The organism is Paraburkholderia lebeckiae (genome assembly GCF_050436325.1).
GTDB classification, from domain to species: domain Bacteria; phylum Pseudomonadota; class Gammaproteobacteria; order Burkholderiales; family Burkholderiaceae; genus Paraburkholderia; species Paraburkholderia tuberum.
In genome coordinates, this window is the sequence record NZ_JBNDLZ010000003.1 from 3452607 (window position 1) to 3476017 (window position 23411).

The 23411-nt window shown below is 59.3% G+C and carries 22 protein-coding genes, 3 pseudogenes and 1 other annotated feature; of the genes and pseudogenes, 13 read left to right on the top strand and 12 right to left on the bottom strand.

The window, feature by feature from the left end; translation table 11 throughout:
- Window positions 1-33: 33 nt before the first annotated feature.
- Both hemL and OKW44_RS33910 read right to left on the bottom strand, forming a co-directional pair.
- Window positions 34-1317: a glutamate-1-semialdehyde 2,1-aminomutase gene (hemL, locus tag OKW44_RS33905; RefSeq protein WP_018421508.1), complete on the bottom strand. Its 1284-nt coding sequence runs from the start codon at window positions 1315-1317 to the stop codon at window positions 34-36.
- A 161-nt stretch (window positions 1318-1478) separates the two neighbouring features.
- Window positions 1479-1949, bottom strand: a complete 471-nt coding sequence (locus OKW44_RS33910; protein ID WP_018421507.1) for a hypothetical protein — start codon at window positions 1947-1949, stop codon at window positions 1479-1481.
- Between the two features lie 283 nt (window positions 1950-2232).
- On the opposite strand from OKW44_RS33910, the gene OKW44_RS33915 reads away from it, so the two are divergent.
- The 7 genes from OKW44_RS33915 (at window position 2233) to OKW44_RS33945 (ending at window position 6184) form a co-directional block, all read left to right on the top strand.
- On the top strand, window positions 2233-3453 hold the full coding sequence (locus tag OKW44_RS33915) for a Bcr/CflA family multidrug efflux MFS transporter (protein WP_018421506.1): 1221 nt from the start codon (window positions 2233-2235) through the stop codon (window positions 3451-3453).
- Between the two features lie 214 nt (window positions 3454-3667).
- On the top strand, window positions 3668-3898 hold the full coding sequence (locus OKW44_RS33920; protein ID WP_026225987.1) for a hypothetical protein: 231 nt from the start codon (window positions 3668-3670) through the stop codon (window positions 3896-3898).
- 82 nt (window positions 3899-3980) lie between these two features.
- On the top strand, window positions 3981-4385 hold the full coding sequence (locus OKW44_RS33925; RefSeq protein ID WP_018421504.1) for a RidA family protein: 405 nt from the start codon (window positions 3981-3983) through the stop codon (window positions 4383-4385).
- A gap of 321 nt (window positions 4386-4706) precedes the next feature.
- Complete coding sequence (locus OKW44_RS33930) at window positions 4707-5036, top strand: phage integrase central domain-containing protein (RefSeq protein WP_018421503.1); 330 nt, start codon at window positions 4707-4709, stop codon at window positions 5034-5036.
- A gap of 16 nt (window positions 5037-5052) precedes the next feature.
- On the top strand, window positions 5053-5220 hold the full coding sequence (locus OKW44_RS33935; RefSeq protein ID WP_018421502.1) for a phage integrase central domain-containing protein: 168 nt from the start codon (window positions 5053-5055) through the stop codon (window positions 5218-5220).
- A complete protein-coding gene (locus OKW44_RS33940) occupies window positions 5217-5618 on the top strand; it encodes a hypothetical protein (protein ID WP_162633996.1) in 402 nt (133 codons plus the stop codon). The genes OKW44_RS33935 and OKW44_RS33940 overlap by 4 nt, the downstream gene beginning before the upstream one ends.
- Window positions 5619-5659: 41 nt before the next feature.
- Window positions 5660-6184: a hypothetical protein gene (locus OKW44_RS33945; RefSeq protein WP_239499138.1), complete on the top strand. Its 525-nt coding sequence runs from the start codon at window positions 5660-5662 to the stop codon at window positions 6182-6184.
- A 116-nt stretch (window positions 6185-6300) separates the two neighbouring features.
- Here the strand turns inward: OKW44_RS33945 and OKW44_RS33950 are convergent.
- Together OKW44_RS33950 and OKW44_RS33955 are read right to left on the bottom strand one after the other, a co-directional pair.
- Window positions 6301-7531, bottom strand: a pseudogene (locus tag OKW44_RS33950) (IS3 family transposase).
- Window positions 7137-7253: a sequence feature (AL1L pseudoknot), on the bottom strand. It overlaps the preceding pseudogene by 117 nt.
- Before the next feature lie 449 nt (window positions 7532-7980).
- Window positions 7981-9004: pseudogene (locus OKW44_RS33955) on the bottom strand (IS30 family transposase).
- Window positions 9005-9953: 949 nt separating this feature from the next.
- Here OKW44_RS33955 and OKW44_RS33960 point away from each other — a divergent pair.
- From OKW44_RS33960 to OKW44_RS33985, 6 genes and pseudogenes are all read left to right on the top strand, one after another.
- Window positions 9954-10619, top strand: a complete 666-nt coding sequence (locus tag OKW44_RS33960; RefSeq protein WP_113061945.1) for a cupin domain-containing protein — start codon at window positions 9954-9956, stop codon at window positions 10617-10619.
- Window positions 10620-10621: 2 nt separating this feature from the next.
- Window positions 10622-12028 (top strand): UDP-N-acetylmuramoyl-tripeptide--D-alanyl-D-alanine ligase, encoded by a 1407-nt coding sequence (locus OKW44_RS33965; protein ID WP_018421495.1) that lies wholly within the window; start codon window positions 10622-10624, stop codon window positions 12026-12028.
- Between the two features lie 111 nt (window positions 12029-12139).
- Window positions 12140-13897: an AGE family epimerase/isomerase gene (locus tag OKW44_RS33970; RefSeq protein ID WP_018421494.1), complete on the top strand. Its 1758-nt coding sequence runs from the start codon at window positions 12140-12142 to the stop codon at window positions 13895-13897.
- Window positions 13898-13924: 27 nt separating this feature from the next.
- Window positions 13925-14995: an alpha/beta hydrolase family protein gene (locus OKW44_RS33975; protein WP_018421493.1), complete on the top strand. Its 1071-nt coding sequence runs from the start codon at window positions 13925-13927 to the stop codon at window positions 14993-14995.
- A 6-nt stretch (window positions 14996-15001) separates the two neighbouring features.
- Window positions 15002-15122 (top strand): annotated as a pseudogene (locus tag OKW44_RS33980) (IS110 family transposase); the annotation flags it as partial.
- Window positions 15123-15563: 441 nt separating this feature from the next.
- Window positions 15564-16592, top strand: a complete 1029-nt coding sequence (locus tag OKW44_RS33985; protein ID WP_162633995.1) for a hypothetical protein — start codon at window positions 15564-15566, stop codon at window positions 16590-16592.
- A 792-nt stretch (window positions 16593-17384) separates the two neighbouring features.
- Here OKW44_RS33985 and OKW44_RS33990 read toward each other — a convergent pair.
- From OKW44_RS33990 to OKW44_RS34025, 8 genes are all read right to left on the bottom strand, one after another.
- Window positions 17385-18020 (bottom strand): hypothetical protein, encoded by a 636-nt coding sequence (locus OKW44_RS33990; RefSeq protein WP_018421492.1) that lies wholly within the window; start codon window positions 18018-18020, stop codon window positions 17385-17387.
- A gap of 22 nt (window positions 18021-18042) precedes the next feature.
- Window positions 18043-18585, bottom strand: coding sequence for a hypothetical protein (locus OKW44_RS33995; protein ID WP_018421491.1), 543 nt, complete (start codon window positions 18583-18585; stop codon window positions 18043-18045).
- A complete protein-coding gene (locus tag OKW44_RS34000; RefSeq protein WP_018421490.1) occupies window positions 18582-18992 on the bottom strand; it encodes a hypothetical protein in 411 nt (136 codons plus the stop codon). The genes OKW44_RS33995 and OKW44_RS34000 overlap by 4 nt, the downstream gene beginning before the upstream one ends.
- Before the next feature lie 4 nt (window positions 18993-18996).
- Complete coding sequence (locus tag OKW44_RS34005) at window positions 18997-19572, bottom strand: AlpA family phage regulatory protein (RefSeq protein WP_084754179.1); 576 nt, start codon at window positions 19570-19572, stop codon at window positions 18997-18999.
- Between the two features lie 262 nt (window positions 19573-19834).
- The gene (locus tag OKW44_RS34010; protein ID WP_429412298.1) at window positions 19835-20395 is read right to left on the bottom strand and encodes a hypothetical protein; all 561 of its coding nucleotides are present in this window, start codon (window positions 20393-20395) and stop codon (window positions 19835-19837) included.
- Window positions 20396-21527: 1132 nt separating this feature from the next.
- Window positions 21528-22034: a hypothetical protein gene (locus OKW44_RS34015; protein WP_162633994.1), complete on the bottom strand. Its 507-nt coding sequence runs from the start codon at window positions 22032-22034 to the stop codon at window positions 21528-21530.
- A gap of 27 nt (window positions 22035-22061) precedes the next feature.
- Entirely contained in the window at window positions 22062-22793 is a 732-nt protein-coding gene (locus OKW44_RS34020; protein WP_018421487.1) for a helix-turn-helix domain-containing protein, read from the bottom strand.
- Window position 22794: 1 nt separating this feature from the next.
- Window positions 22795-23160: a DUF4258 domain-containing protein gene (locus OKW44_RS34025; RefSeq protein ID WP_084754164.1), complete on the bottom strand. Its 366-nt coding sequence runs from the start codon at window positions 23158-23160 to the stop codon at window positions 22795-22797.
- Between the last annotated feature and the right edge of the window lie 251 nt (window positions 23161-23411).

Genomic DNA, 23411 nt, shown 5'->3' on the forward strand with positions numbered 1-23411 from the left:
GTGCGGGTTGCGGCCTTTGCTTCGGGCCCGGCTTCAGCCCTTCAACGCTGTGAAAGCGCCGCGCGCGGCGTCGATCGTCGCGTCGATCACCGCGTCGTCGTGCGCGCTCGACACGAAGCCGGCCTCATACGCGGACGGCGCGAAGTACACGCCCGCGTCGAGCATCTTGTGGAAGAACGCGTTGAAGCGCGGCACATCGCTCTTCGTGACCTCGGCGAAGCTCGTTGGGATCGATTCGCGAAAGTAGATGCCGAACATGCCGCCGAGCGCATCGGCCGCGAACGGCACGTCCGCTTCGCTTGCCGCCCGTGCGAGCCCTTGCGCGAGACGCGTGGTGCGCGCGGCGAGCGTGTCGTAGAAGCCGGGCGCCTGGATCAGCTGCAGCGTCTTCAGGCCGGCCGCGACCGCGATCGGATTGCCCGACAGCGTGCCCGCCTGATAGACGCCGCCGAGCGGCGCGAGGTGAGCCATGATGTCGCGCCGGCCGCCGAACGCCGCCGCCGGCATGCCGCCGCCGATTATCTTGCCGAGACAGGTGAGGTCCGGCGTGATGCCATAGAGTTGCTGCGCGCCGCCGAGCGCGACGCGGAAGCCGCACATCACTTCGTCGAAAATCAGCACCGCGTCGTACTCGGAGCACAGGCGCCGCAGCGCCTGCAGGAATTCAGGGGTCGCGCGCACGAGGTTCATGTTGCCCGCGACCGGCTCGACGATCACCGAGGCGATCTCGTTGCCGAACGCCTTGAACGCTTCTTCGAGCTCGGCGACGTTGTTGTATTCGAGCACGGTGGTGTGCTTGGCGATATCGACCGGCACGCCCGCCGAGGTCGGATTGCCGAAGGTCAGGAGGCCCGAGCCGGCCTTCACGAGCAGGCTGTCTGCGTGGCCGTGATAGCAGCCTTCGAACTTGACGATGCGGCTGCGGTTCGTGAAGCCGCGCGCGAGACGCAGCGCGCTCATCGTCGCCTCGGTGCCGCTCGACACCATGCGCACCTGTTCGATCGACGGCACCAGCTTGCAGATTTCCTCGGCGATCTCGACTTCCGACTCGGTCGGCGCGCCGAACGAAAAGCCATTCACGAGCACGCGCTGCACGGCTTCCAGCACTTCGGGATGAACCTGGCCGAGGATCATGGGGCCCCACGAGCCGATGTAGTCGGTATAGCGCTGGCCGTCCGCGTCCCAGAAGTACGGGCCTTGCGCGCGCTCGACGAAACGCGGTGTGCCGCCGACGGAACGGAAAGCGCGCACCGGCGAATTCACGCCGCCGGGGATCGTGCGTTGCGCGCGTTCGAAGAGGGTTTCGTTTCTGGACATGGCGATGGCTGGAATAGGGAACAGGGGTTGCGCAGCGGCGCAAGGGGCCTCGGACGATTCCCGCGGACACTTCGCGCGATGCTGGGATGGATCGAGAAATTGTACCGGAGTCGGCGCCGGCGGGCTGTGCGGGCGGGCGGTCGCGGCGGCGCGTGTTTCGCCTAGCTGCCCGGTGCGGGTATCGTCGGCGACTTGCGCCTGCCGGTCAATTCGGCCCAGCGCTTCTCCAGCGCGCCTTCGGCGATCGGCTTGATGATCGTGCCCGAGCTTTGCGCATCCCACGTCTGCACCGACAACGGATGCACACGCAGCTGATCGCGCGTGATGACCGGCGCGTGGTGCGCATCGACGAGCCAGTCGTAGACGAAATCGATGCACAGCCGGTAGCCGCGTTTGGTCGACGCGTCGGGGACTTCGTAGGGCGCGCGCGTCACGTAGCCCGAACCGAAGATGCCCTTCGGCTCCTGCGCGACGCGATGCAGGAACACGCGATCGCCGGGCAGGATGCCGCGCGCAAAGCCGCAGCCCCATGCGTCGGCCACCGCGTCGCCGGCCGCCACGCGTTTCGCGATGTCGGGCAACTCGGGCCACGGCCATTTTTTGGGGCTCCAGATCAGCAGGAAGGCGGTCATCGCGGGTTCGAACGGGATCAGAGGAGGGCGGTTGCGCGACGTCGAGCTTTTTATGTCGGGACGTCAAGCTGCGCGTACGGAAGCGCGTTGGACATGCAGGCGGCAGCTTAACCGATCGAGGCTGATTGCGCCGCGCGGCGCTGTCGCGCAACGTCCACGCAGCGGGCCACGAGCGCGGTCAGCGGATTAACCGTCGCGTACAATCGAGCCGGTCAACTGATGGCCGTTCCCGCTTCACCCGTTCCGCTGCCGATGCCGGCGCGGCGTTCCATTCGGATTTCCCATGTCTCACGTCGTCAGACGCCGGCCCGATGGCCGGCTGATCCTGTTGCTCGGCGCGCTGGCCGCGTGCGGGCCGATCTCCATCGACATGTATCTGCCGAGCCTGCCGACCATCGCGCAGGCATTCGCGGTCGGCACGGGCGCCGCGCAATCGACGCTCACGAGCTTCATGTTCGGCTTTTCGATCGGCATGCTGCTGTACGGTCCGCTGTCCGATACGTATGGCCGTCGGCCCATCCTGCTTGGCGGCATCATCATGTATGCGCTCGCCAGCATCGCCTGCTCGCTGTCGGTCTCGATCGGCTCGCTGGTCGGTTTCCGCTTCGTGCAGGCGTTGGGAGCGGGCGCGGCGTCGGTGCTGGCTCGCGCGATCGCGCGCGACGCGCACGAGCCGGGCGACGCGGCGCGCGTCCTGTCGATGATCGCGATCGTCACGGCGATCGGTCCACTGCTCGCGCCGCTGATCGGCGGACAGTTGCTGCTGCTGGGCGGCTGGCGCGCCGTGTTCGTCGCGCTGACGCTGTTCGGTTCCGTGTGCGCGGTGACCGCATTCCTGAAGGTGCCGGAGACGTGGCCGCGCGAGATGCGCGCGCAGTCGGCGCTGCTGAAGTCGTTCGGCGCGTATGGCACGCTGCTGCGCGATCCGGTCGCGTGGGGACACATGTTGTGCGGCGGCATGGCGTTCGCGTCGATGTTCGCGTACATCACGGCGACACCGTTCGTATACATCGAGTATTTCCACGTGTCCGCGCAGCACTATGGATTCCTGTTCGCGCTGAACATTGTCGGCATCATCTTCGGCAATTACCTGAACACGCGGCTCGTCGGCCGGCTCGGGCCGGTGCCGATCATCTCGTTCGCGGCGATCGTGAGCTTTGTCGCGTCGCTGTTCGTGTGTGTCGTGTCGCTGACGGGGTGGGGCGGCTTATGGTCGATCGTGTTCGGGCTGTTCTTCGTCGTCAGCGTGGTGGGCGTGTTGTCCGCCAACTGCACGACCGATCTGATGCATCGCTATCCCGCCAACGCGGGCGCCGCGGCGGCCGTGTTCGGCGCGGTGCAGCTCGCGCTCGGCGCACTGGCGAGCCTCGCGGTCGGACTGTGGCAGGACGGCACGCCGAAGGGCATGGGTATCGTGGTCGGCGTGGCGGGCTGTCTGTGCTTTGTCGGACGCATGCTCGTGATGCGTTGGCACGGGACGAAGTCGCCGGTTGCGGCTGTGTGAGCGCGTTGTTCGGATATCGAGGGTGAGCACTGCGCGAGCGCTGTGAAAACGGCGTGAAAACTGGATGACGATCGTGCTATTCCGGCGGTGGGCATCGGCCGACGCGTGAGTTCATCGGACGCGTCTCCGGAAAACACCTGGTGTTGCGCGCGCACCACCGTGCGTCGCGGTGTGCATTGCTATGATGAAGTCACTGTTCCTCGGAGCGGCATTCATGGCGATCAAAGACCTGATGAACGGCGAACGGCAATTTGCCGCATTCGCCGAAGCGCAACGGCTGGCCGACAGCGGCGCTTATTACGATTACACCGACATCGAATACTTCTTGCGCTTTGATCACGGTTTGACGGATGTATCGGCTCTGCTCGATAGCCAGTTGATGCATCGCGATCTGAATCGTCGTTGCGCTGATGCGCGCGAAAAGCTCGAGATGGCGGGCGCGTGATGCGTGTTGCGTCCTGCGCGGGTTCGTGCGGAATGAAGCACGGCGATGAATCGCTCCGAGATTTTCACTTCTGGAGTGGTTGATGACCGATAGCACGCACGCCTTACGTTTGCCCCATACCGACAATCCGGCCGCGCTGGCGAAACCCGGCGGCCACTACAGTCATGTCGCGGTCGCGAATGGCTTCGTCTTCGTGTCCGGGCAATTGCCGATCAACGCGCAAGGCGAAAAGCTCGCCGATGCGTCGTTCGACGCGCAGGCCGAACAGGTTCTGGCCAATGTGAAGGCGGCGCTCGAAAGCGTCGGCAGCAGCGTCGCGCAACTGGTGCAGGTGCGCGTGTATGTTGTCGATGTCGAACATTGGGCGAGCTTCAATCAGATCTATGCGGGCTGGGCCGGCGAGGCAAGGCCGGCGCGCGCGGTCGTGCCGGTGCCGCAGTTGCACTATGGGTTCAAGATCGAGGTTGAGGCGGTGGCGATGGTTTAGTTCGTGATGGTGGGAACGGAATACGCGAATTTCCGCTCGCATTTCGATGCCTGCCTGAAGTGTGTTGAGCAGGCGGACGGTTTGAATTCAACACGTTCCAAACCGACGGCGTTTTCAGAGTCGCAAAAACAAAACCCCGTCGTTCATGAGAATTGACGGGGTTGGAGTGCCACGGAATCTGGCTCATGGCTACGGCAGTTAGCCGAGTTGCCCACGCATTCGTTGATCGTACCGCCGAGGCGGGCGACTACTACTGTGACGGCAATGGCTTGTATCTGCAAATCGCGACGGCGGGCGTCAAGTCCCAGGCTGTATCGCTACATGCGCCAAGGCCGCGCCCGCTACATTGGTGTCGGACCTTTGCGCACTGTCGGACTGGCTGACGCCCGCCAGCGTGCGCTCGAATGCTGCCGCCAGCTACTTGACGGCGTTGGTCCGCTCGACGCCCGGCAGGGCGAGCGGACAGCGGCGAAGGTCGAAAAGGCAAAGGGCATGACGTTCGCCGCGTGCGCGACGGCCTATATCGACGCTCACCGCAACGGCTGCAAGAACGCGAAGCAGGTCAGTCAGTGGACGAACACCATCAGGACCTACGCCGGGCCGGTATTCGGTGAACTTCCGCTCGCCGCCGTCGAACCGCGCTCGTCATGAAGGTGCTGGAGCCGATGTGCGCGACGCAAGCCCAAACGCGTCGCGCCTTCGCGGGCGCATCGAACCGGTTCTCGACTGGGTGACGGTGCGCGGCCACCGCAGCGGCGACAACCCGGCGCGCTGGCGCGGCCAGCTCGACAAGCAACTGCCGAAGCGCTGGAACCGCAGCGCGCCCACCTCGTGATGGCGCTCGCCGCCGCTGCGCAGTCCGTGAGGTTCATTCGGCCGGGTTCGACAGAATACGGCGCGGCAAAGGCCCGCGTGTCGCTGCTGCACAACGAATTGGGTCTTATGCGTGGCGGGCTTGGCGTCGCGACGAAACGCCACGACCTCGGCGAACTGCTGGTTGAGCCGCATCAACCGAATGGCAATACATTGTTGACGAAGCGCGACGGCGGTACGACGCGCAAGGAAACTCAAGAACGGCAGCGCACGGCTGGCGGACTTCGACCCGAGACAAGCTCGACCGGTAGAGGACAACTAAAGGCCACCGGCCGGAGGGAAGCGGCAAATTTTCATTTGACAATCGTTTGCATAAATTCAGAGCGCGACGCATTGATGCTGGCTCTCGATCCGTCATAAGGTGGTGCGACCTCATCATCTATACGGAGTGCACCGAATCCGTGACGAGCAAGTCGGTACCGCGTAACCCGCAAACGCCACCACCGCCTGGCCTCAAGCAACTGGCATTTGCCTTTCCCTTGCTGCGCAAGGCGCAAGGCAATGCCCGATCGTCAGCCCAGTTCACCGATGAGCACGATATTTACCGGCTGCTCGCCGCAAGCGAGCCGTCCGGCGCGTATCTCGTCAGCCGCAAGGGCATGTGGCACGGCGGGGTTCACATCACCGAGGCCGGCGCGGGGCAGGCGTTGGACCTTGACGCCGGAGTGCGATGCATTGCGGACGGCGTGCTGATCGCTTACCGCGCCAACAAGGACTACCCGGTCAGCGAGCTGGCAATGGACGGCGGCAATGCGCCGTGTCAGGCTCCCTACAGTACGGGCTTTGCCCTCGTGCGGCACGAGATGGAGTTTCCGCGCCGAGAGCGAGTGGGCGAACCCGTCAAAATGGAAGCAGCTCATCGCCGAGCTGGAGAAGCAGACGGGGCCAAAGTCGCAGCACGAGGAAGAGCAGAAGCGGATCGATAAGCTCGTGTGGTGGGATGAGGTGAAGGCAAGAGTACCGCGCTTCCCCGCTCCGGAGGTTTTTCACATTCATCCTATTGCACTTTGAACCGCCCCGGAAATCGTGGAGGCTGGTTGGTTTAAGTTGATGCGGATTCGGCGACCGGCGTTTCAAGTTGCCGATAGTAGTTTGCCTCAGCTTCAGCAGGCGGGATGTAGCCGAGGGGTTCCATCAATCGATGATGATTGAACCAGGCCACCCATTCCAGCGTAGCCAACTCGACGGACTCCCGTGTTTTACAGGTGCGGCGATGAATCAGTTCAGCCTTGTACAAACCGTTGATTGTCTCGGCCAGTGCGTTGTCGTAACTGTCGCCACGGCTACCAACCGAGGGCTCTATGCCCGCTTCGGCCAGTCGCTCGCTATAGCGAATGCTAACGTATTGCGAGCCTCTGTCGGAGTGATGTATCAATGTTCCATCGCCGCCTGGGCGTCGCGCATAAAGTGCCTGTTCAAGTGCATCCAGAACGAAGTCTGTAGTCATCGACGAACTGACGCGCCAACCGACAATCCGTCGGGCGAACACGTCGATCACGAAGGCCACGTAGAGCCAGCCCTGCCACGTCGAGACATAGGTGAAATCAGAAACCCAGAGCTGGTTTGGCCGGTCTGCCCTGAACTGCCGGTTGACCCGATCCAGCGGGCGCGCGGCCGCCGCATCGGAAATGGTCGTGCGAATACGTTTGCCTCGCATCACGCCACGCAAACCCAGTTGCTTCATCAGCCGTTCGACAGTACAGCGAGCCACCGCGATACGCTTCCGGTTCATCTGCTTCCAGACTTTATCCGCTCCGTAGACCCCCATTTTGGCTTGCCAGACCGCTGGATCTCGGACCGCAGTCGTTCATCGCGTATAGCACGAGCGCAGCGGCGCGACGGATCGCGAAGTTGTGCAGCATGGCGCCGGTAGCCCGACGGGGCAATCCGCAAGACCTTGCAGATCGGCTCGACCCCGAAGGTGTCGCGATGCTGATCGATGAAGGCCTTCAGGACTTCAGGCGGCGGTCGAGCTCCGCCTGGGCGAAAAACGCACTCGCCAGTTTCAGAATCTCGTTGGCGCGGCGCAGTTCCTTGACTTCGCGCTCCAGTGCTTTAAGACGTTCGCGTTCCGACGTGCTCACGCCCTCGCGCTCGCCGCTATCGACTTCATCTCGTTTGACCCACCCCAGCAATGTCTGGCTCGTGCAGCCGATCTTGAGGGCGATGGATTCGATCGCCGCCCACTGTGACGGATACTCGCCCCGATGCTCTTGCACCATGCGCACTGCACGTTCCCGGACTTCAGTAGAAAATCTGTTCGACTTGTTCATGGCTCCATTTTCTCAAGAGTTGGAGCCTCCACCAAATCCGGGGCGGTTCACTTCGAGCTAACTTCGCATCGATGTTTCAATTCACGTTGTCAATGCTTCAGCACATTTTCGCCAATGCATTAGCAAACACGCTTCAAGAAGTTGTTGATGAGCTGAATGCGCATATCACGTTGTATAGATTGGATAATGCGCTCCGAAGAGAGCATTTCTTTGCTCAGGTAAAGCAGGAAACAGGTTCGGCCTTGCTGCTATACAACGAAAGCTTAATTATGCTGCCGAGGCGCTTACTACAGGAACATTCTCCCATTTCTTGAAACATCCAGAAGAGGCGAAAGAATATGGAAGGACCAAGGACCATCCAGCGAACGAGGAAGCTATCGCTAACCGAGTGTACGCGGGACAAGATTGTAATGGCGAGCCAGAAAGCGGTGACGGGGCAGTCTCAAGAGTCAAGTGCAACGTTTAGCTAATCCGGCCTTCTCTAACTCTTTAGCCATTGCTTCCTCGGGGGAGTCCCAGCCGAGCGTCTGGCGAGGTCGCCCGTTGAGCAATTTGGCGATGTCATTGAGTTGGGTCTGCGAGAGCGTCGAAAGGTCTGTGCCCTTTGGCAGAAACTGACGCAGCAAGCCGTTGGTGTTCTCATTGCTGCCGCGCTGCCAGGGCGTATGCGGATCAGCAAACCAGATATCGATATTGAGCCGCCTGGAGAGCTCGACATGGCAGGCCATTTCCGTTCCCCGATCGTAGGTCAGGCTTTCGCGAAGAAAGGCCGGCAACTTCTTCATTTGCCGCGAGAAGCCTTCCAGCGCATCCTTGGCCGTACAGCCATCCATGCGGCACAGAATCACGAAGCGCGTCTTGCGTTCGACCAGCGTGCCCACGGCGGAACGATTAAACGCACCCTTGATGAAGTCGCCCTCCCAGTGCCCTGGCAACAACCGTTGCTCGATCTGCTCCGGGCGATATTGGATGCGCAAATCCTCGGGAACATAGCTGCCGCCAGCAAGCGTCGTGCGCCGATTCCCGCGCGCCGGTTTTTCTTGGCGCAAGGCTGCGATCATGGCCGGTTTCAGCGAGCCACGTGCATAGGTGTAAATGGCAGCGTAGACCGTCTCGTGGCTGACGTGCTGACTTGGGTCGTCTGGATACATGGCCCGCAGTTTGGCAGCAATTTGCTGCGGCGACCAGCGCCAGTAGACCAGGTGATCATGCACATGCCGATAAAGCGCGCTGCCTTCGATCAACTTGTGCGGCCGTACGCAGCGCCGACGACGCAGCCGATAGGCCGAGGCCGCCTGCGTCGCACAGTAGCGCGGCGCGTCCACGCTGCAATTACGCGCCAGTTCGCGCGACACCGTCGAAGCGCTGCGCCCCAGCAGGCCCCGCAATAGTTCTTATGCTGCCGCCCTTTCGATGTTCGATCATGATCGCCGCGCGTTCTTCCGCACTCAAATGCTTGTAGTTCTTCTTCATCGCAACACCCTACCTCATTCAAGGTGTTGCACTTCGAACTTAGAGACTAATCCTCCTAATGTGACGCGCGTCCGCTGTTGATTCATGAAACCGATAATCATTCGTGATGCAAAATAATATTTTCAGGTGATTATGAGCCGTTTTCGCATAGCTATCCTGATCGGTTTATAGGACCAGTATGATTTAATGTCAAATCTGGTTGAGAAGGATTGCGAACGTCTGCCGGAGTGAGATAGGCTTTCGCGCAATCTTCCTGTTGCCGCGGCAATAATCGGTTTGGGTGGGTCTATCAGGGGCTGCCAGGAGGGACCTCAGTTGCTTTGGAGAACTGAAAAACATGCCGTCAGTGCAAAAAATAATTCTGGCACGGCTCTCACAGGGTGAGGCTGCGAGAAGTCGCGAACACTTCGAAGATATCCGGCCGGGTGGCGATGCGCGCCGTCCGATGTGCGTGCGTATCACTGCCACCGTCATGATGGTTGTGATGTATTCGCGCCAGTCGTGCTGCTTGCTGATCAGGTCGCACATGCCGCGTCGATCATCGATCCGCGTGCGTCCGGTGCATTGCAGCCGAATTCGCGAGCGCGGGTCTTGCGATTACCCACAATTTTTGACGCTCCCATCTGCTCTGTTAGCCGAAGGCCCATTCTGCTAACTTCGTTGAACATACATACGATGGTAGCGAGGGATGGAAAAAGGAGAGGGCCCAGTTTTCATATATTCGAAAGCCAGTCTTTTTGTACGTACAGTGAGCATCACTACCTCGCCACAATGAAACCCAGAATCAAGCCGATATCGCTTCGGATGCAAAGGGGAATCAATCAAGCGCCGCGCTGGCGACGCTGCTGAGTCGGGGAAGGTCGCACAACGCTATGCCTCATCGCTGCGTGCACCGATGTTGGGGCGCCGTCCTCACCGCCAATTGGAAACCGTGGAATCAGGAAAGCCTATGAAGCAGTCAAGAGATGTCATGTTCGCGCGTCTGAAAAATTTCAAGACGGACCCTGAGGCGCTGCGTACGCTTTTCATCGAGCGCATCCAGAAGATGCCTTCGACACCGTACCGCGACAACAGGGTCGACTACGTGGGCTGGGCAGTGACCAGCCGCGATGGAGCGATGGACGACGGTATCCGGCGTATTGCGCCAGGAGGCCCCAGCGTGCGTGGCGTGACGCCCACCGCGGCTTGCAGCGGCTGCCTGATGCATGTCATTGATACTTTGAACCGCGGGGGGCTTAAGCCCTATCGGGCGCGCATCATGCAGTTGGAAAGCGAGGGCGCGGAGATGCCGCTACACAAAGATGCGAACGCGGAAACTTGGCGCTTGCATGTCCCCATCATTACCAACCCTAACTGCTTCTTCGAGTGGCAGCGCGCCGACGGCAGCATCGAGAGCGTTCATCTGCCTGCAGACGGATCTGCCTTTCTGGTGCGGGTGGACGTGAACCATCGAGCTGTCAATCGCAGCAACGAAGCATCGCAACGAGTGCATCTGCTGATGGGCCTAGGCGAGAATCCGGCGTTCGAGATGCTCGCCGAACCCCGACTGCCGGTCACGCGCGCAGACAAACCCGCCGTGGACCTGAGTCTCTTCACCCGTTCGATGGATGGCTGAGGATGCACATTCAAAATGGCTGGAACGCCGACGAACTCGCCCGAGTCACGCAAGGACGCTGGAGAACAGCTCCGCCTTCCGCTGAATGGCGATGCGACGGCATCTGCGCAGAACAGGGCCAGTTCCGCAAAACGCAGATGTTGCTCGCGCGGGCCGGGGCCTCGGGTCTGCGGCCTCACGTACTCGAGCGGCTGATGGCAAGGGCTGCGGGCAGCATTGCGCAAACCGGCGAAGCCCAAGCCCATTGGGGCGGTCCGCTGTTGGAAGTGAAAGATCTGAACGAAGCAGTAGCAGCACTGGCGCGCGACAGCCGCAGACGCTTCAGGGGGCAGGTCATCGCCGTGACGGGCAGCGTAGGCAAGACGTCCACGGTCGCGATGGCCGCCCATGCGCTGAGCGGTGTGGGCCCGAGCGATTGCAGTCAAACGACTGCGAACTCGCTCTTCGGAATCGGGTGGAATATCGCTTCGATGAACCGGAACGCCAGCTTCTGGGTTCAGGAGGTAGCGTTCGCGCGCATGGAAGCATGCAGTGCGCTAATTCAGGCTCATGTAGCCATCGTCACGGCTATCGCACCCGCCCACGTGGCGCGCGTTGGCGACACGGCCGAGATCGCACGGCAGAAGGCTCTAGTTTATACCGGCATGGCCCCTGGGGGCATTGCGGTGATCAATGCCGACATGCCAGAGTTCCCGATCTTCGAGTCCAGCGCCCAGGCGGCGAGACTTCGCGTTGTGCGGTTTGGAAGTACCAAGGACTGCGATGTGCGGTTGATCCGCATTGAGGGCTCAACAGTCAGCGTCGACGTCTTCGGGGAGGTTCATAACTTCGAACTCGGTGCCGCCGGCCGGCACATGGCGATGAACGCGACAGCGGTGCTGGCGTCAACTGCCGCGATGGGCCTGCCCACGTCGTCGGTGGCGCGGCAGCTTGCCAGTTTCAAGCCCTTGCCCGGACGCGGTCGGCGCGTGCGCACAGTTCATGCGAACGGGAACATTGAGGTTTGGGACGAGGCGTACAACGCCAATCCTGCGTCGATGCGTGCCGCGCTGCAGGTACTCTCGGACGCCGCCCCCAAAGAAGTGCCTTACGCTTCACGAGTTCTGGTGCTGGGCGACATGCTTGAACTCGGCAAGGATGCGGAGGCGATGCATCTGGCCCTGGAAGCCGACGTGCGCGCGGCGCGCCCCGACCGGGTCTTGCTGTGTGGAAAGCTGACGCACGCTCTGTCCAGTCGGTTGCATGGGGATATCAAGGGGCAGTGGTTCGAGGACGTGGACGCCCTGCTGCCGGCATTGGATGCATGGATTAAGCACGGCGACGTGGTGCTGGTCAAGAGCTCCCACGGCATCGGCCTCACGCAAGTCGTCACTCGCCTGCTGCGGCCGGCACCGGGCGCAGCAGCATGATGGCGCGTCCGAGTTTGAATGGCCTCCTCCGCCGTGGCTTCGATTGCTCCCGCGAGCTGTTGTGCGACGGGCCGAGTATGCATTACGTCCAGTGGTAAGGAGATTAGTCTCATGAGACTGAGCCAATTGTTGGCCATGGCGCGCCCGGCCGCCGTCAAGATCTGGGAAGAATGCCGTGCGGTGTCGCCGGATGCCGAAAGTACGTCCCAGGTACTTTTCATCTCCGCCTGCACAGGCAAGGATCGAGCACATGTCGTTGTCGCGAGCGGCAAGGAGTTCGACTCGGCCTGGCGGCGAGGCTCCCAGTTACTGAACGCATGGCAACGCCATGACACCACGTTGCCAGTGCTCTGGCTGCGCGTAGATATGGTTCACACGGTGCACGAGATGACCTGGGAGACCTTGGCGAAAGGCCTTGCCGTCACCAAGCGCAACTATTTCCGCTTCGGGATTGCCTTTGACCAGGCATTTTCTGTAGCGATGCTTGAGCCCGAGATCGGCGCCAATGCGGTGCTGTACGACAGGACCAAGAACGAAGCAACGCCGAATGAGGCCAATCTCAGGCGCTATGGCCAGCGTCGATTCGGACATGAACTGAAATGGCCCACACAGCCAGGAGATCGCGTGTGGCTCTTCGAAACCCGAGCAGTCTTTACCGACGGCAAGGCACTGCACCGCGTGGAGCACCACGGACGAAACCGTGGTCATCGCATGTTGCCGGCGTGGGATGCGACATGCGTGCGAGAGGTGATTACCACGAGCACAGCGTACCTGGCACGACAAGTCACTTCATCGGGCAAGTACCATTATGGGTGGTTTCCCTGCTTCGATCGCGCCATTCCGACGTACAACACTTTGCGGCATGCCAGTTCGACCTATGCGTTGCTCGAAGGATGGGAACTTACGCGCGACCCTCAGCACAAGGCGGCGATCGACAAGGCGCTGGCCCACCTGACTGAGCACTTCATACATCACGTGACGCTTGCTTCGGGCGCGCACGCCGCCTTCCTTGTGGATACGGGAGACGAAATCAAGCTCGGCGGCAATGCGGTGTGCGTGCTGGCTCTGTCGAAGTACGCCGAGCTCACCGGCGACACTAGGTACGTGCCGCTTCTCGAGCAATTGGCGCTCGGCATCCTCCACATGCAAAACCCGTCGACGGGGCGCTTCGTGCATGTGCTTCACTATCCCGATCTGGGCGTCAAGGAAGAAAACCGAATCATCTACTACGATGGCGAAGCCACGTTCGGCCTAATGCGACTGTACGGTCTGACGAAGGATCCGAGATGGCTCCAGGCGGTGGAGCGGGCCTTTGGCTATTTCATCGAAGCCAAGCACTGGAAGGCGCATGACCATTGGCTGAGCTATTGCGTCAACGAACTCACTCTCTACAAGCCCGAGGCGCGTTACTTCCGCTTCGGGCTGGACAACGTGCGAGACCACCTCGACTTCGTGCTCGGACGCATCACCACCTTTCCCACCTTGCTGGAGTTGATGATGGCGGCCGAAAGAATGATCGCACGCTTGCAGTCCACGCCGGAACTCTCACACCTGCTGGAAGGCTTCGATCTTGACAAGTTCTATAACGCCCTCGAACAACGCGCCAGGTATCTGATGACCGGTCACTTTTTCCCGGAGCTGGCCATGTTTTTCAAGAACCCCGCCCGGGTGGTGGGCAGCTTCTTCATTCGACACCACGGGTTCCGGGTGCGCATCGACGACGTGGAGCACTACTTGTCGGGCTTCGTGGCGTACCTGAAGTATCTCAACGATCAGCAGACTTCGGCATCTAAGCACATCTACCGGGACGCCAGCGACATGCAGGCTGCTAGTGGCGGCACGAGGTTCACGCTCCCGCCGGCCAAATGAAGCGCAAGGGCCCTTGCATCGATATTTATGCGTTCAATCAGAATCTACATGCATCGTAGGTGGCGCGTCGCGCGCTGGAGGATTTCTAAATTCCTCTTCGTTGCCTTTGGGATCGGGGGACTGTCAGCAGGCAGTCACCGCGATGAAAATTTTCTCGGTCCCTTTGAGAAACCACAACCCCAGGAATTGCGCATCACGCGTGAGAGCGACCGCTTTGATGTGACGGAGGCGCTCAACGGCGCTTTTAGCTCCCCCGAGCACTGCGCTCGCGTGCCCAACGGGTTGTGGATCGAAGTGGACGGCAGCGGCGAGTGCATCAGGTATTACGCCCACGGATTTGGCGATGGGGAGAACTCAATCGCGTTGGTCTATTTCAGTGGTGACGTCATGCTGAGAACCTCGAAAGGCGCCAGGCACATTAGCCGGGCTTACGTGGCCGCCTCGCCGATGAAGATCGAAAAGGACCTGGCGGCGTGGTCAGCCGAGGCCCAGCGCCCTGCGATCTTTCTTGCTCGCCCAGGCATCTATGGCTCCTCGGGAGACCACAACCTCAGGCGCAGGCCGCGCGAGATCGAGTTGATGAACCGTGCACTGGACGTCCTGAAGGAGGACTTCAAGATCTCCTCGTTCATCCTGGCTGGCCACTCCGGGGGCGGTCAGATCGCGGCCGCTTTGCTCAATAAGCGATCGGATATCGAGGCCGGCGTATTCTCTTCCGGCCTCGTTTCTGTCAAACAGGTCACGGCCTATTGGGAGTACCGACGTGAGATTCCTGGCAAGCTTCTCGACGATGCCACGACCTACTATGACCCCGTCGACGAAATCGGCAATATCCGACGAGACCCGATGCCGGCCATCTACGTGATCTCGGATCCGGAGGATCGCAGTGTTCCGTTTTACAGTCAGCTGTACTACGTGCGTCGTTTGCGCACTATCGGGCTCAACCCGCGCCACATCTATGCCCATGCTGCACCGCCTCAGCGTCATTTACTGGCCGAACATGCCAAGCGCGCGGCATCGTTGCTGGCCCGGGGGCAGTCGGAGAAGGATGTGCGCCGGGCGCTTCAGGAAATTGACTTGTTGCAGGTCAAGTCGTAGTCCCCACGTTATGTACCCGAACTGCTCGAAGATGCAGAGAGCGAACTAACTGGCTCGTTTCGATTGCTCGTCCAGCGCCTCATGGGCAATCTGAAGGAGGCTTGACAGGCAGCTTCGGGAGCGTGAGATATCGGGCGTTTCGCGCCATTCGTGATCGGCATATCGACCTGAGCAGCGGGACAAGCGGCAGTTGCACACGGCATCGCGTGGCGCCTCCGGCAGGCGGTCAAGCTGGCGGCGGATTCGCCCGGCCTGCGTGGTCGCGCCGCGTTGCAGGTCAGTGTCGCGACGGTGGCCGCGCCCTGATGCAGCACGCCGAGTACCATGTACCGCTGCGCTCGACCGCATGAGGCAGCGGTGAACGAACCGTTCGGAGATGCATTGAGGCAATGAAGAAATTCCGAATGCCTCTAATCTAAATCAGCCTAAGGTGAGTCAGAAATCGCTACTCCGACTCGCCGACCTTTCGGTAGGAGTGTTTCAGTAGCACCCGTCGAGCGAAATTGACAAATCTCTCGTCTGTATCATTAACGTCCTCGAAGATCGAATAAAAATAAGGAGCTCATTAATGTCACTTGGAAGAAGAATTCAGAAAACAGGCCTTGCTCTGTTTTTTGGGGGCTTATTTTTCACCGAAAGCGTCAATTCCCAGTCAATAAACCCATGTCTAATCGATGGAGTGTCGACAGGCTTTATACCGTCCCTCACGGAAAAATATGAGCTGGAGGGAAGTGGCATAAGAGTATTCTATACGCGTAGTGGCGATAATCAGATTGTCGATCAAACGGATGTCAATTCCAACGGAGTGCCCGACTACGTTGAAAACGTAGCGCGGCAGGCAGCTGCGGCCAGAAAAGCGTTCAATCTTCTGGCGTTTCGTGATCCTCTTGAGAGCGCCCGCTATCGAGCCGCTTCATACATTGACATAAATTTGGGAAATATTTCCGGGAATGGACTGGCCTACAGCGAGCCATCGAGCTATTCCGCAGTCCCGCAAAGGGGCGATGCATGTTCGATAAGAATTGATATTTCCAGTAGGTTAGATAAATTCCCGGGGTCATGGAGCGTTGTTTCCCATGAACTTTTTCATCTATACCAGTACGGATACATGGGGTTCAAGAGGTCGTGGCTGCTTGAGCCGACCGCCAATTGGGCAGAACGGGTGATCCGAACGGGATCCCTGTACCCGGCTCCAGATGTAGCACAACCGCTTCCCGCTTCTATGACTGAAATGCAATCGCGGGTGTTTACGCAAAGCTTCCCTTATGATTTTTGGAGCCGACTAGCGAGCTTTATGGATGAGGCCGATGAGGTCATGCATCTTCCAAACGCGCTTCGATACGCTACTTATACAGACGGCACTTCAATATTTAAGGATGATTACATTCGAGGGCTCGCCTTTTTGAGCACGGTTTTGCAGTCCCTTGAGGCTGAGAGTACTATCGTTTCAAGCTTGAATGATTGGCCTCCGTATCGATGGGGTGCAAATCAGTCGAGCGCGTCGCACGATGTGCGGATACTTAAAGTCATACAACGTGCAGTTCGTCGCACTGGAGTCAGAAATTATGAAATCGATTCGTTTCTAGCGATTGAGTGAGCTTTTGATTCTTTCTTCCGCGCGTAGCTACCAAACTTCGCGTGGAAGTTGTCGCGCTGGCGTTAGATCCGCTCGTAGCAGACGACCGCGCCACGCGCGAACAGAAGTACTTCGACGGTCGCGCAGGCTGAGTTGAAATGGGGTTATAGGCCGGAAACCATCTCAGATCGTTAATGTCGCCGGCGTCGTCGAAGGACATAGTAAAGGTGCGCCGCAGCGAATTGACGGACGCGTCTCCAAAGCGGCTCATAAGGCGGTCAAACCGGGATGGCGAAAGCCAAAGCGACGCTGGAATCAGTCGCTAGGACGCGATGCGCAATACCGCCTCACACGGCTTGGCCCAGCTCGCAGCAAGCAGAAAGAGCGGCGCCGCGTGCGCATCAGCATAGTCCGAACGGAACGGAGCTTAGCGGCGCACCCGGCCAGTTTTGCCCAGAGCGGTGCGAGCCAGGTGCCGAGCGATATGTAAGCACCTGATTTGCACCGTAGTGACAGCGTATTGTTCCGTCTTTATTTGATGGTTCATGGCGGCTCCATTATATTTGGATGGCAATCCGGTTCTATGTCCGTGCATTCATACGTATATCGCTGTATCGGTCCTTTCCAGTCTAAAAGAGGGACGCCGTACTCGAATAATTTCCGAATTATTGCCGCTGCTTGCGGGAGGGGTATTTCGACAGATGTTCCCGGCACTCACTCAGCAGTTCATTCACGCGACGCCGTTCGTCGCGCCAGTACGCCGAGCGCATTCCATGTTTCAGCGCATTGAGCTTCGCCGCAGCCTTCCCCGCGTCAGTCGCCGGTCCCGTTGATCTTTCCCACGGCTTCCAGCGCCGGATTGCTTCGGCCTGCTTTACCCGCTGCTCCGCCGTCCAGTGTCGTCCCATGATCGTCCGTTAATAGTCCGTTCGCCGCTTCGCCGCTTTTCCCACGCGCGCGAGGTTCGGGCGCGGCCCCGTTGTTCAACTGCTGCGGCCCGTTCGCGATGTTCGCCTGCTTCACGAACGCCAGCGGGCGTGGGTTCTTCATTTCGGCAAGCGCTTCGAGCGTCGCGCGGCATAGCGCCTGCGCCTTCAGGGCAAGCGCCAGATGCGCCTGAAACTGGTTCAGGTATTCACAGAAGGCTGCCTTGCGGGCAAGCTGGTTAAAGATCATGTCGAGCGTGTTGGCCTGCGTGGCGAGCATCGTTTCCAGCCCTGTCATGTCGCCGCCTTTCACCGCATTCGCCTGCGTGTGAAGCTCGGCCAGGTACTCGGATAGATCCGTGTCCGCGCCGAATCTCCCCTCACTGTACTTGCGGCCCGTCACCGCGCCGCGCGCCAGCGGACTCGATGCGAGCATCGCGTCGCGCTTTACCGGGTCGGTATAGCGCGGGTCCGTGACCTTCAGCGCGTCCCGGTCATGCGCTCCGGGTGGCGGCTTTGCCACGCCTGCTTTTCTGGTTGCCACGTCACCCCCTCCGGTCGTCGAGCCCTTGCAGCCGCCATGAACGTGCCGCCGGCAGCGCGCGCGTTTCCGCCTGAGCGCGGCACTCGATCACCTGCGCACGGAAGTATGCGATGTTCGGCAACAGGTCCGACAACGGCCCGTTTGCCGCGCGGCCCATCGTGTCGGCGTAGCGCTCGCGCGTCCAGCCTTCGGCGTGCGCCAGTTCGTCTATCATCGCGAACAGTTCCGCACGCAGCCGCCGCACATTGTCTGCTGCAAGGTATGGCCCCCACGGCAGGTACGCACCGCAGTCCGGGTCGATCAATGCCCCGGCGCATTCGTCGGCCACGTCAGCGCCTGGCGGCGCGCTAACGGCTGGCCCCGGCGTGGTTTGCGCGTGCGCGCCGCCGTGCAGGTAGGCCAGAATCTCCGGCTTGTGTGCCGCAATCTCGGGTTTGATCGTCGCGACCGCGCGCGCCGGTCCTTCCATGCTGATGCGTCCATCCTCAATCCACAGGCGCACACGCATCGCCGTGGCACGTTCCACGATCTGGGCCGCGTTCATACCGAATCCTGCATGCTGCTATCGTCGTCGCCCGAATCTTTTCCGCTGCCACCTTCACGAGCGCCGCCCCGGTCCGGGTCCTCCGGCTCCGAAGGGGACAAACAAGGTCCGCTGTCCCCTTCGGCAAATCCGTCATAAGGGGCAGTCCGCAAAGCCACGCCAGAGCCGAAGGAGACAAGCGCATCCGAGGGAGACACCGTTTTCGTGTTGGGATTCTTAGTTTCCTCGTCGGTGGCTGTCCTCTTCGGCAACGCCCATTGCCATCCTTCCTTCATACCGATCTTGCGTCGCTGAACGTCAAGCCGGGACGCCGCCCGCTGCATCGTTTTCCAGCTAAACCCCGCGCCGTTCGCGTCGGCTTTCAGTACACGCGCACGCACCGGCCCATCGGCCAGCAGTCCGCGCAAAAGCTCACAGCGCTTCCCACAGACAGCATCGCGCGTTGTCTTCCATCCACGCGCGATGCTCGCGCCACTGCTCCGGCGACATGCAGCGTTCGCAACGGGCGAATTCCTTCGCCAACCGGGCTTCGAACCGGGCGAGCATCGATTCGGCCTTGCGGCGGCGCGGCCCGCCCATAACAGCAATGCTCGCCGGTTCCATCGGTGTCGCTACCGGAGCCGCTGCGATGCGAAGCGCCCCCGACGCCAGGCGGCGGGATTCGGCGTAGGAGGGAAGTTCGCCGCGCCAGCGCGCCCAGAATTCGGCGCGCGCGGCGTCAAGCACGTCGGCGTCATCGGGCGGCCCTTGCAGATATCCGGCCATGGTTTCGTCCTTCGCACGGTAGCCAGCCGGGTCGGACAGAAAGCGGTCAATGTCGCCCGCACGCCACCCAACGGAGCGGCTCCCCGGCGGCCCGAGCGGGACAGGGGAGGGGAAAGTACCGTCCTTGATGCGTTGGTAGATCGTCGAACGCGAAAGCCCTGTCTCACGTTCAACCTGTTTGCGCCGCATGATTGCAAGCGCGTTGCGAAAGAGTTCGGCCATATTCATCCCGTTGTGGAGGTTCCGGGATCGTCCCGGAACACATGGCCGAATTACACGTGTTGTTCGGTGGGGCATATGCCAGCTGGCAAAACTCGTTGCCAGCTGGCACATCGCCTATCGGTTTATCAAATCGATCCCGGTCTTGATGTTGGCGCGGATACTTGACGGACTCAGGCCGTGGCGGTTTGCATCGGGCAACTGATTCAGAATTTCACTGGCTGCGTCAGCGATCTGCTTGGCGTTTGGCTTGCCGCCGCGCTGATTAACGCCCCAGCCTGGCCGCGATGACCATCGCCAGCGCTCCGACTTGACGAAGCAGTGTTTCCCGCTCTCGTTCGCCAAGAATATCCTCTGGCGTACTATCGGCGACGTGATAGTTTTTGTGTAGATGGACAAGGCTGGCGCGGTCAAACTGAAATTCGTTCTCGGACGGGAATTCAAGGTCCACCATAAAATCTGTGGCGCGATTCGAGCCGGGGGGCCGGCCGGGGATTTGCCGCAAGAGTTGCAACACACATTCGTTGCCGTCTCCGTCTACACCGTGCAGGAGTATCCCGTCCTCGAAAATGACGCGGCCTTTTCGCTCGCCTTCAAATACTTCTTTTCGCCGCACTAGACCGTCAAAGTAAAGTTGAAAACGGCCCTCCAATATCGAGACGACCTCTGACTGCTGATGCCAAGATTCGGACTGAATTCTTTTAATTTCACCCGTAAATTGCTTGACTATTTCTGCCCGTCCCATCTGCCCTTGGTGTCGTACAAGATGTGCTGCCGTGCGGGTCGCTCCATACGGCATGAATCCGCAAATGCGGCCGACCGGCATAGCGTATCGACCCGTTGAGTCCCACCACGCAGGCAAGCGTCGTTGCTTCACGCAATCGACTACATCGGATTCGCTTATGTTGTCTTCATTGAATAAGAGCCCAATCGCATCCGCCGCTTCGCTTAGCAGTGAACCACTGCTTGAACCAGTCCAATGAGGACATCGCGTTCCCTGAATGCGCTCTCTATGAATAAATAACGGGGGTCGCGCCAGCCGGGTAGGGTGCCCGGTTTTCGATTCGTCGATGTAGGCGCGGTTTCAGTCTCCGGTTGCCAAAGTCGGCAACGGTTGCGAATGATCGTAGCAGGATACGATCGGCCTGGGTGTTCCAACAAGGTACGGGAGATTCCCGCGAGTCGGCACGGAGCCCCTTCGGCCCTAGCGTAGTCCGGATGATGGGCTATTTGACGGGCCGAAAAAAACATAACCCCGTAAGTCGCTGACTTTACAGGGGTTTTTGGTTGATTCTGGCGGAGGCGGTGTCCGCCCAGTATTCAGTATTGGCGGGGCTTTCGGCAGTGCATTTCCGAATAGTCCACCATCCAGTCCACCATCTCAGTGGCTTCTTCGTGGAAGCTGTGGCAGACGAGCGCTACCGCAAATAACCGATCGCCACCAAGGAGACTGTGGCACGAGCCACCTCGCTGCTGACGCTGAGTGATGCACCGACGTCGCCCAATGCGTTCGCGGCTGCATGACGGCGATCGGGCGGAAGAAAGAACCCGGTTATTCGAATTCCGCGATTGATGCTGGTGTTGCATGATGCATCGCACGAAACCAGCAACCTGTGTACCCTCCCAGCATCGGTCGCCTATCGACCGAGGCCGTGTGAAAACGCAAAAGTACTCGGTTTTTGGGTGTCGCTTTACCCTTCCCGAGTTGCCACTAGGCCAACACAGAGCGATCTGGAGGGTCAATTTTTTCGAGCACCGCATTATGCATTCGTTTTCACACGGCCTCGACCCGGAGCCGACAGTGGGCCCAGCACCACATATTCGACAGCTTCCAAACTACAGCGGCCATTCACTCCCGCTAGTCGCTCGGCGGATCATCGGCCATAGCAACCACGGCCTAACGCGACCACATAGCAAAACGGCCCCTTTGGGCCGTTTGCGTGAGACCATGAAATCGGTCACGGCTTTGCAGGTTTCCTTCTGACTTTTTTTGTAGCTACCGCTTTCTTAGCAGCGCCGCCACTAGCCTTCTCCGTCGCTTGTTTTTTGACCGCTGCGCTCAGTTTCTCTTGGAAGTCAGGTGTATATGGAAGGCGCGTAGGCATTCCCAGTGATAACAATCCGTGTTCGGCACGGTTCAATGCGATCAACAACGCGGGAGTTATATAAGGTTGCAACGCATCCACCGGCGGACTCTCGATATTCTCGACTCCGACATAGCTAGAAACATTAAGTGCTAATCTGTGAACGCTCCGATATTGCAAAACAGCAACATCGCTTTCCGCCCCACTCACATCAATCACGGTATTCAGCGTCAAAATTATCTCATCTTCCTGCGTGCCAGACCGTTTCCTTGAAGTCACACCCAAATTCAGCTTCACATGGGTCTTTGACTTCAAATTAGCAGTCTCAGGGTCATCAAGCAAAACATTAAGAGATTCGGAGATTAATCTCAAATCTCGCACGACCGCACTAATGCTAGGCTGCATAATTTAGTGGAAAGTATGATTTAAATTAACGCCCGAGGTAACCGTAACTCTCTGCAGGTCGGGTACAACGTCCTCAAACTCATCTGTAAAGGACGAATCAATTAGTTCAACATTGAAAGTAACACCCTTTTTGAGCGCATCGCAACGCACAAACTGCACTACTGGATCCGAGTGAACTTGCTTATCCAAAACGTCTAAATAGCTCAGATCCAACCACGTCGCATCCACGTCAACTTCGTTAATAGTCACGTTCGCTACAGAAAAACTGTTCACCACGCTGTATTCATAGGCAGGCTTCCATGCAGAGTCTTCCCGCACAAAAACGATATTCAATAGATGCTGCGGCGCAGCAAGTCTTGTCAGGTCGAGAATAGACACCCTACCCAATGCATCCATCTGCGCAGATTCGAGGCGCTCGATAACGAGTGACCTTAGCAAAACATCCTCGGCCAGTGGAATAGAATGCCGACCCCGCTCCCATAGAGATACGGTTTGCTCCTTCACACCGAGGCGCTCGGCGCATTCTGTCTGCGTGATGTCCAATTTTGTCCGCAGAAATGCAATGGCACCGCCGTTCAAACGTGCAGGTTGCCTTAGCACGGCCGCAAGCACGCCTATCCCTAACGCACGAATTTCCTCTATCACCGTGGCAGAACCATACGGTGTATTCTTCTTTAGAAATCCGTTTGCTAGCCAAACGTTATCCAATAATCCTTCGTATTTAAACCGTTCCATTTTATCTGCCGCTTTTCGGTTTGCGCGTCCACATAGTTATTACCCACAAATCTGGATCTTCATCCGACAGCGCCACCACAACTTCAATCACTTCAATCGTCGATTCCAACGAAAGAGTCAAATGCATGTTCGAACCATCGCTACGATCGTGTTGCTCCCAACGCGAAGCACGCCCCTTGCAGATGCATGCCACTGCCTCATCTTGCGAAATAGCACGCTCGCTGGACCGGGTCAACGCATGATCAACGAAAGCAATCTGCACCGTCCCCAAATTTGCCGCACTCCGCACCCATCGTCCCGCCTGCTGAATACTCCACTTGAGAACAGATGATTTCGGTCTAGGATACTCTCTCTCAGTTGCCGCCATTGTAGTCCATAATTATTATGGGTGCGCCTTCCATTGTTCTCAGCCCTCCGCGCAAGTGTCGCGAGGAGCAAGGTGTAGGAAAGATACTAGGGTCGCGTTGCCGACGACAGAGTTTAAGCTTTTCACCTGGCCGTTGCAAAACGACTTCTGACGCCAGCTACGCCCTCCGTCACAGCTCTGTGGTCGATGGCAGCACCCCCTCAATTCCTGTCACCAGAATCCCCTCTTCGCTTCAAAGGTGACCGCTGTTG

What these genes read in the sequence shown, in the direction of transcription:
- hemL (WP_018421508.1), bottom strand. Translation starts at nt 1,317, where the DNA reads ATGTCCAGAAACGAAACCCTCTTCGAACGCGCGCAACGCACGATCCCC.
- OKW44_RS33910 (WP_018421507.1), bottom strand. Translation starts at nt 1,949, where the DNA reads ATGACCGCCTTCCTGCTGATCTGGAGCCCCAAAAAATGGCCGTGGCCC.
- OKW44_RS33915 (WP_018421506.1), top strand. Translation starts at nt 2,233, where the DNA reads ATGTCTCACGTCGTCAGACGCCGGCCCGATGGCCGGCTGATCCTGTTG.
- OKW44_RS33920 (WP_026225987.1), top strand. Translation starts at nt 3,668, where the DNA reads ATGGCGATCAAAGACCTGATGAACGGCGAACGGCAATTTGCCGCATTC.
- OKW44_RS33925 (WP_018421504.1), top strand. Translation starts at nt 3,981, where the DNA reads ATGACCGATAGCACGCACGCCTTACGTTTGCCCCATACCGACAATCCG.
- OKW44_RS33930 (WP_018421503.1), top strand. Translation starts at nt 4,707, where the DNA reads ATGCGCCAAGGCCGCGCCCGCTACATTGGTGTCGGACCTTTGCGCACT.
- OKW44_RS33960 (WP_113061945.1), top strand. Translation starts at nt 9,954, where the DNA reads ATGAAGCAGTCAAGAGATGTCATGTTCGCGCGTCTGAAAAATTTCAAG.
- OKW44_RS33965 (WP_018421495.1), top strand. Translation starts at nt 10,622, where the DNA reads ATGCACATTCAAAATGGCTGGAACGCCGACGAACTCGCCCGAGTCACG.
- OKW44_RS33970 (WP_018421494.1), top strand. Translation starts at nt 12,140, where the DNA reads ATGAGACTGAGCCAATTGTTGGCCATGGCGCGCCCGGCCGCCGTCAAG.
- OKW44_RS33975 (WP_018421493.1), top strand. Translation starts at nt 13,925, where the DNA reads ATGCGTTCAATCAGAATCTACATGCATCGTAGGTGGCGCGTCGCGCGC.
- OKW44_RS33985 (WP_162633995.1), top strand. Translation starts at nt 15,564, where the DNA reads ATGTCACTTGGAAGAAGAATTCAGAAAACAGGCCTTGCTCTGTTTTTT.
- OKW44_RS33995 (WP_018421491.1), bottom strand. Translation starts at nt 18,585, where the DNA reads ATGAACGCGGCCCAGATCGTGGAACGTGCCACGGCGATGCGTGTGCGC.
- OKW44_RS34005 (WP_084754179.1), bottom strand. Translation starts at nt 19,572, where the DNA reads ATGGCCGAACTCTTTCGCAACGCGCTTGCAATCATGCGGCGCAAACAG.
- OKW44_RS34010 (WP_429412298.1), bottom strand. Translation starts at nt 20,395, where the DNA reads ATGCCGGTCGGCCGCATTTGCGGATTCATGCCGTATGGAGCGACCCGC.
- OKW44_RS34020 (WP_018421487.1), bottom strand. Translation starts at nt 22,793, where the DNA reads ATGGAACGGTTTAAATACGAAGGATTATTGGATAACGTTTGGCTAGCA.
- OKW44_RS34025 (WP_084754164.1), bottom strand. Translation starts at nt 23,160, where the DNA reads ATGGCGGCAACTGAGAGAGAGTATCCTAGACCGAAATCATCTGTTCTC.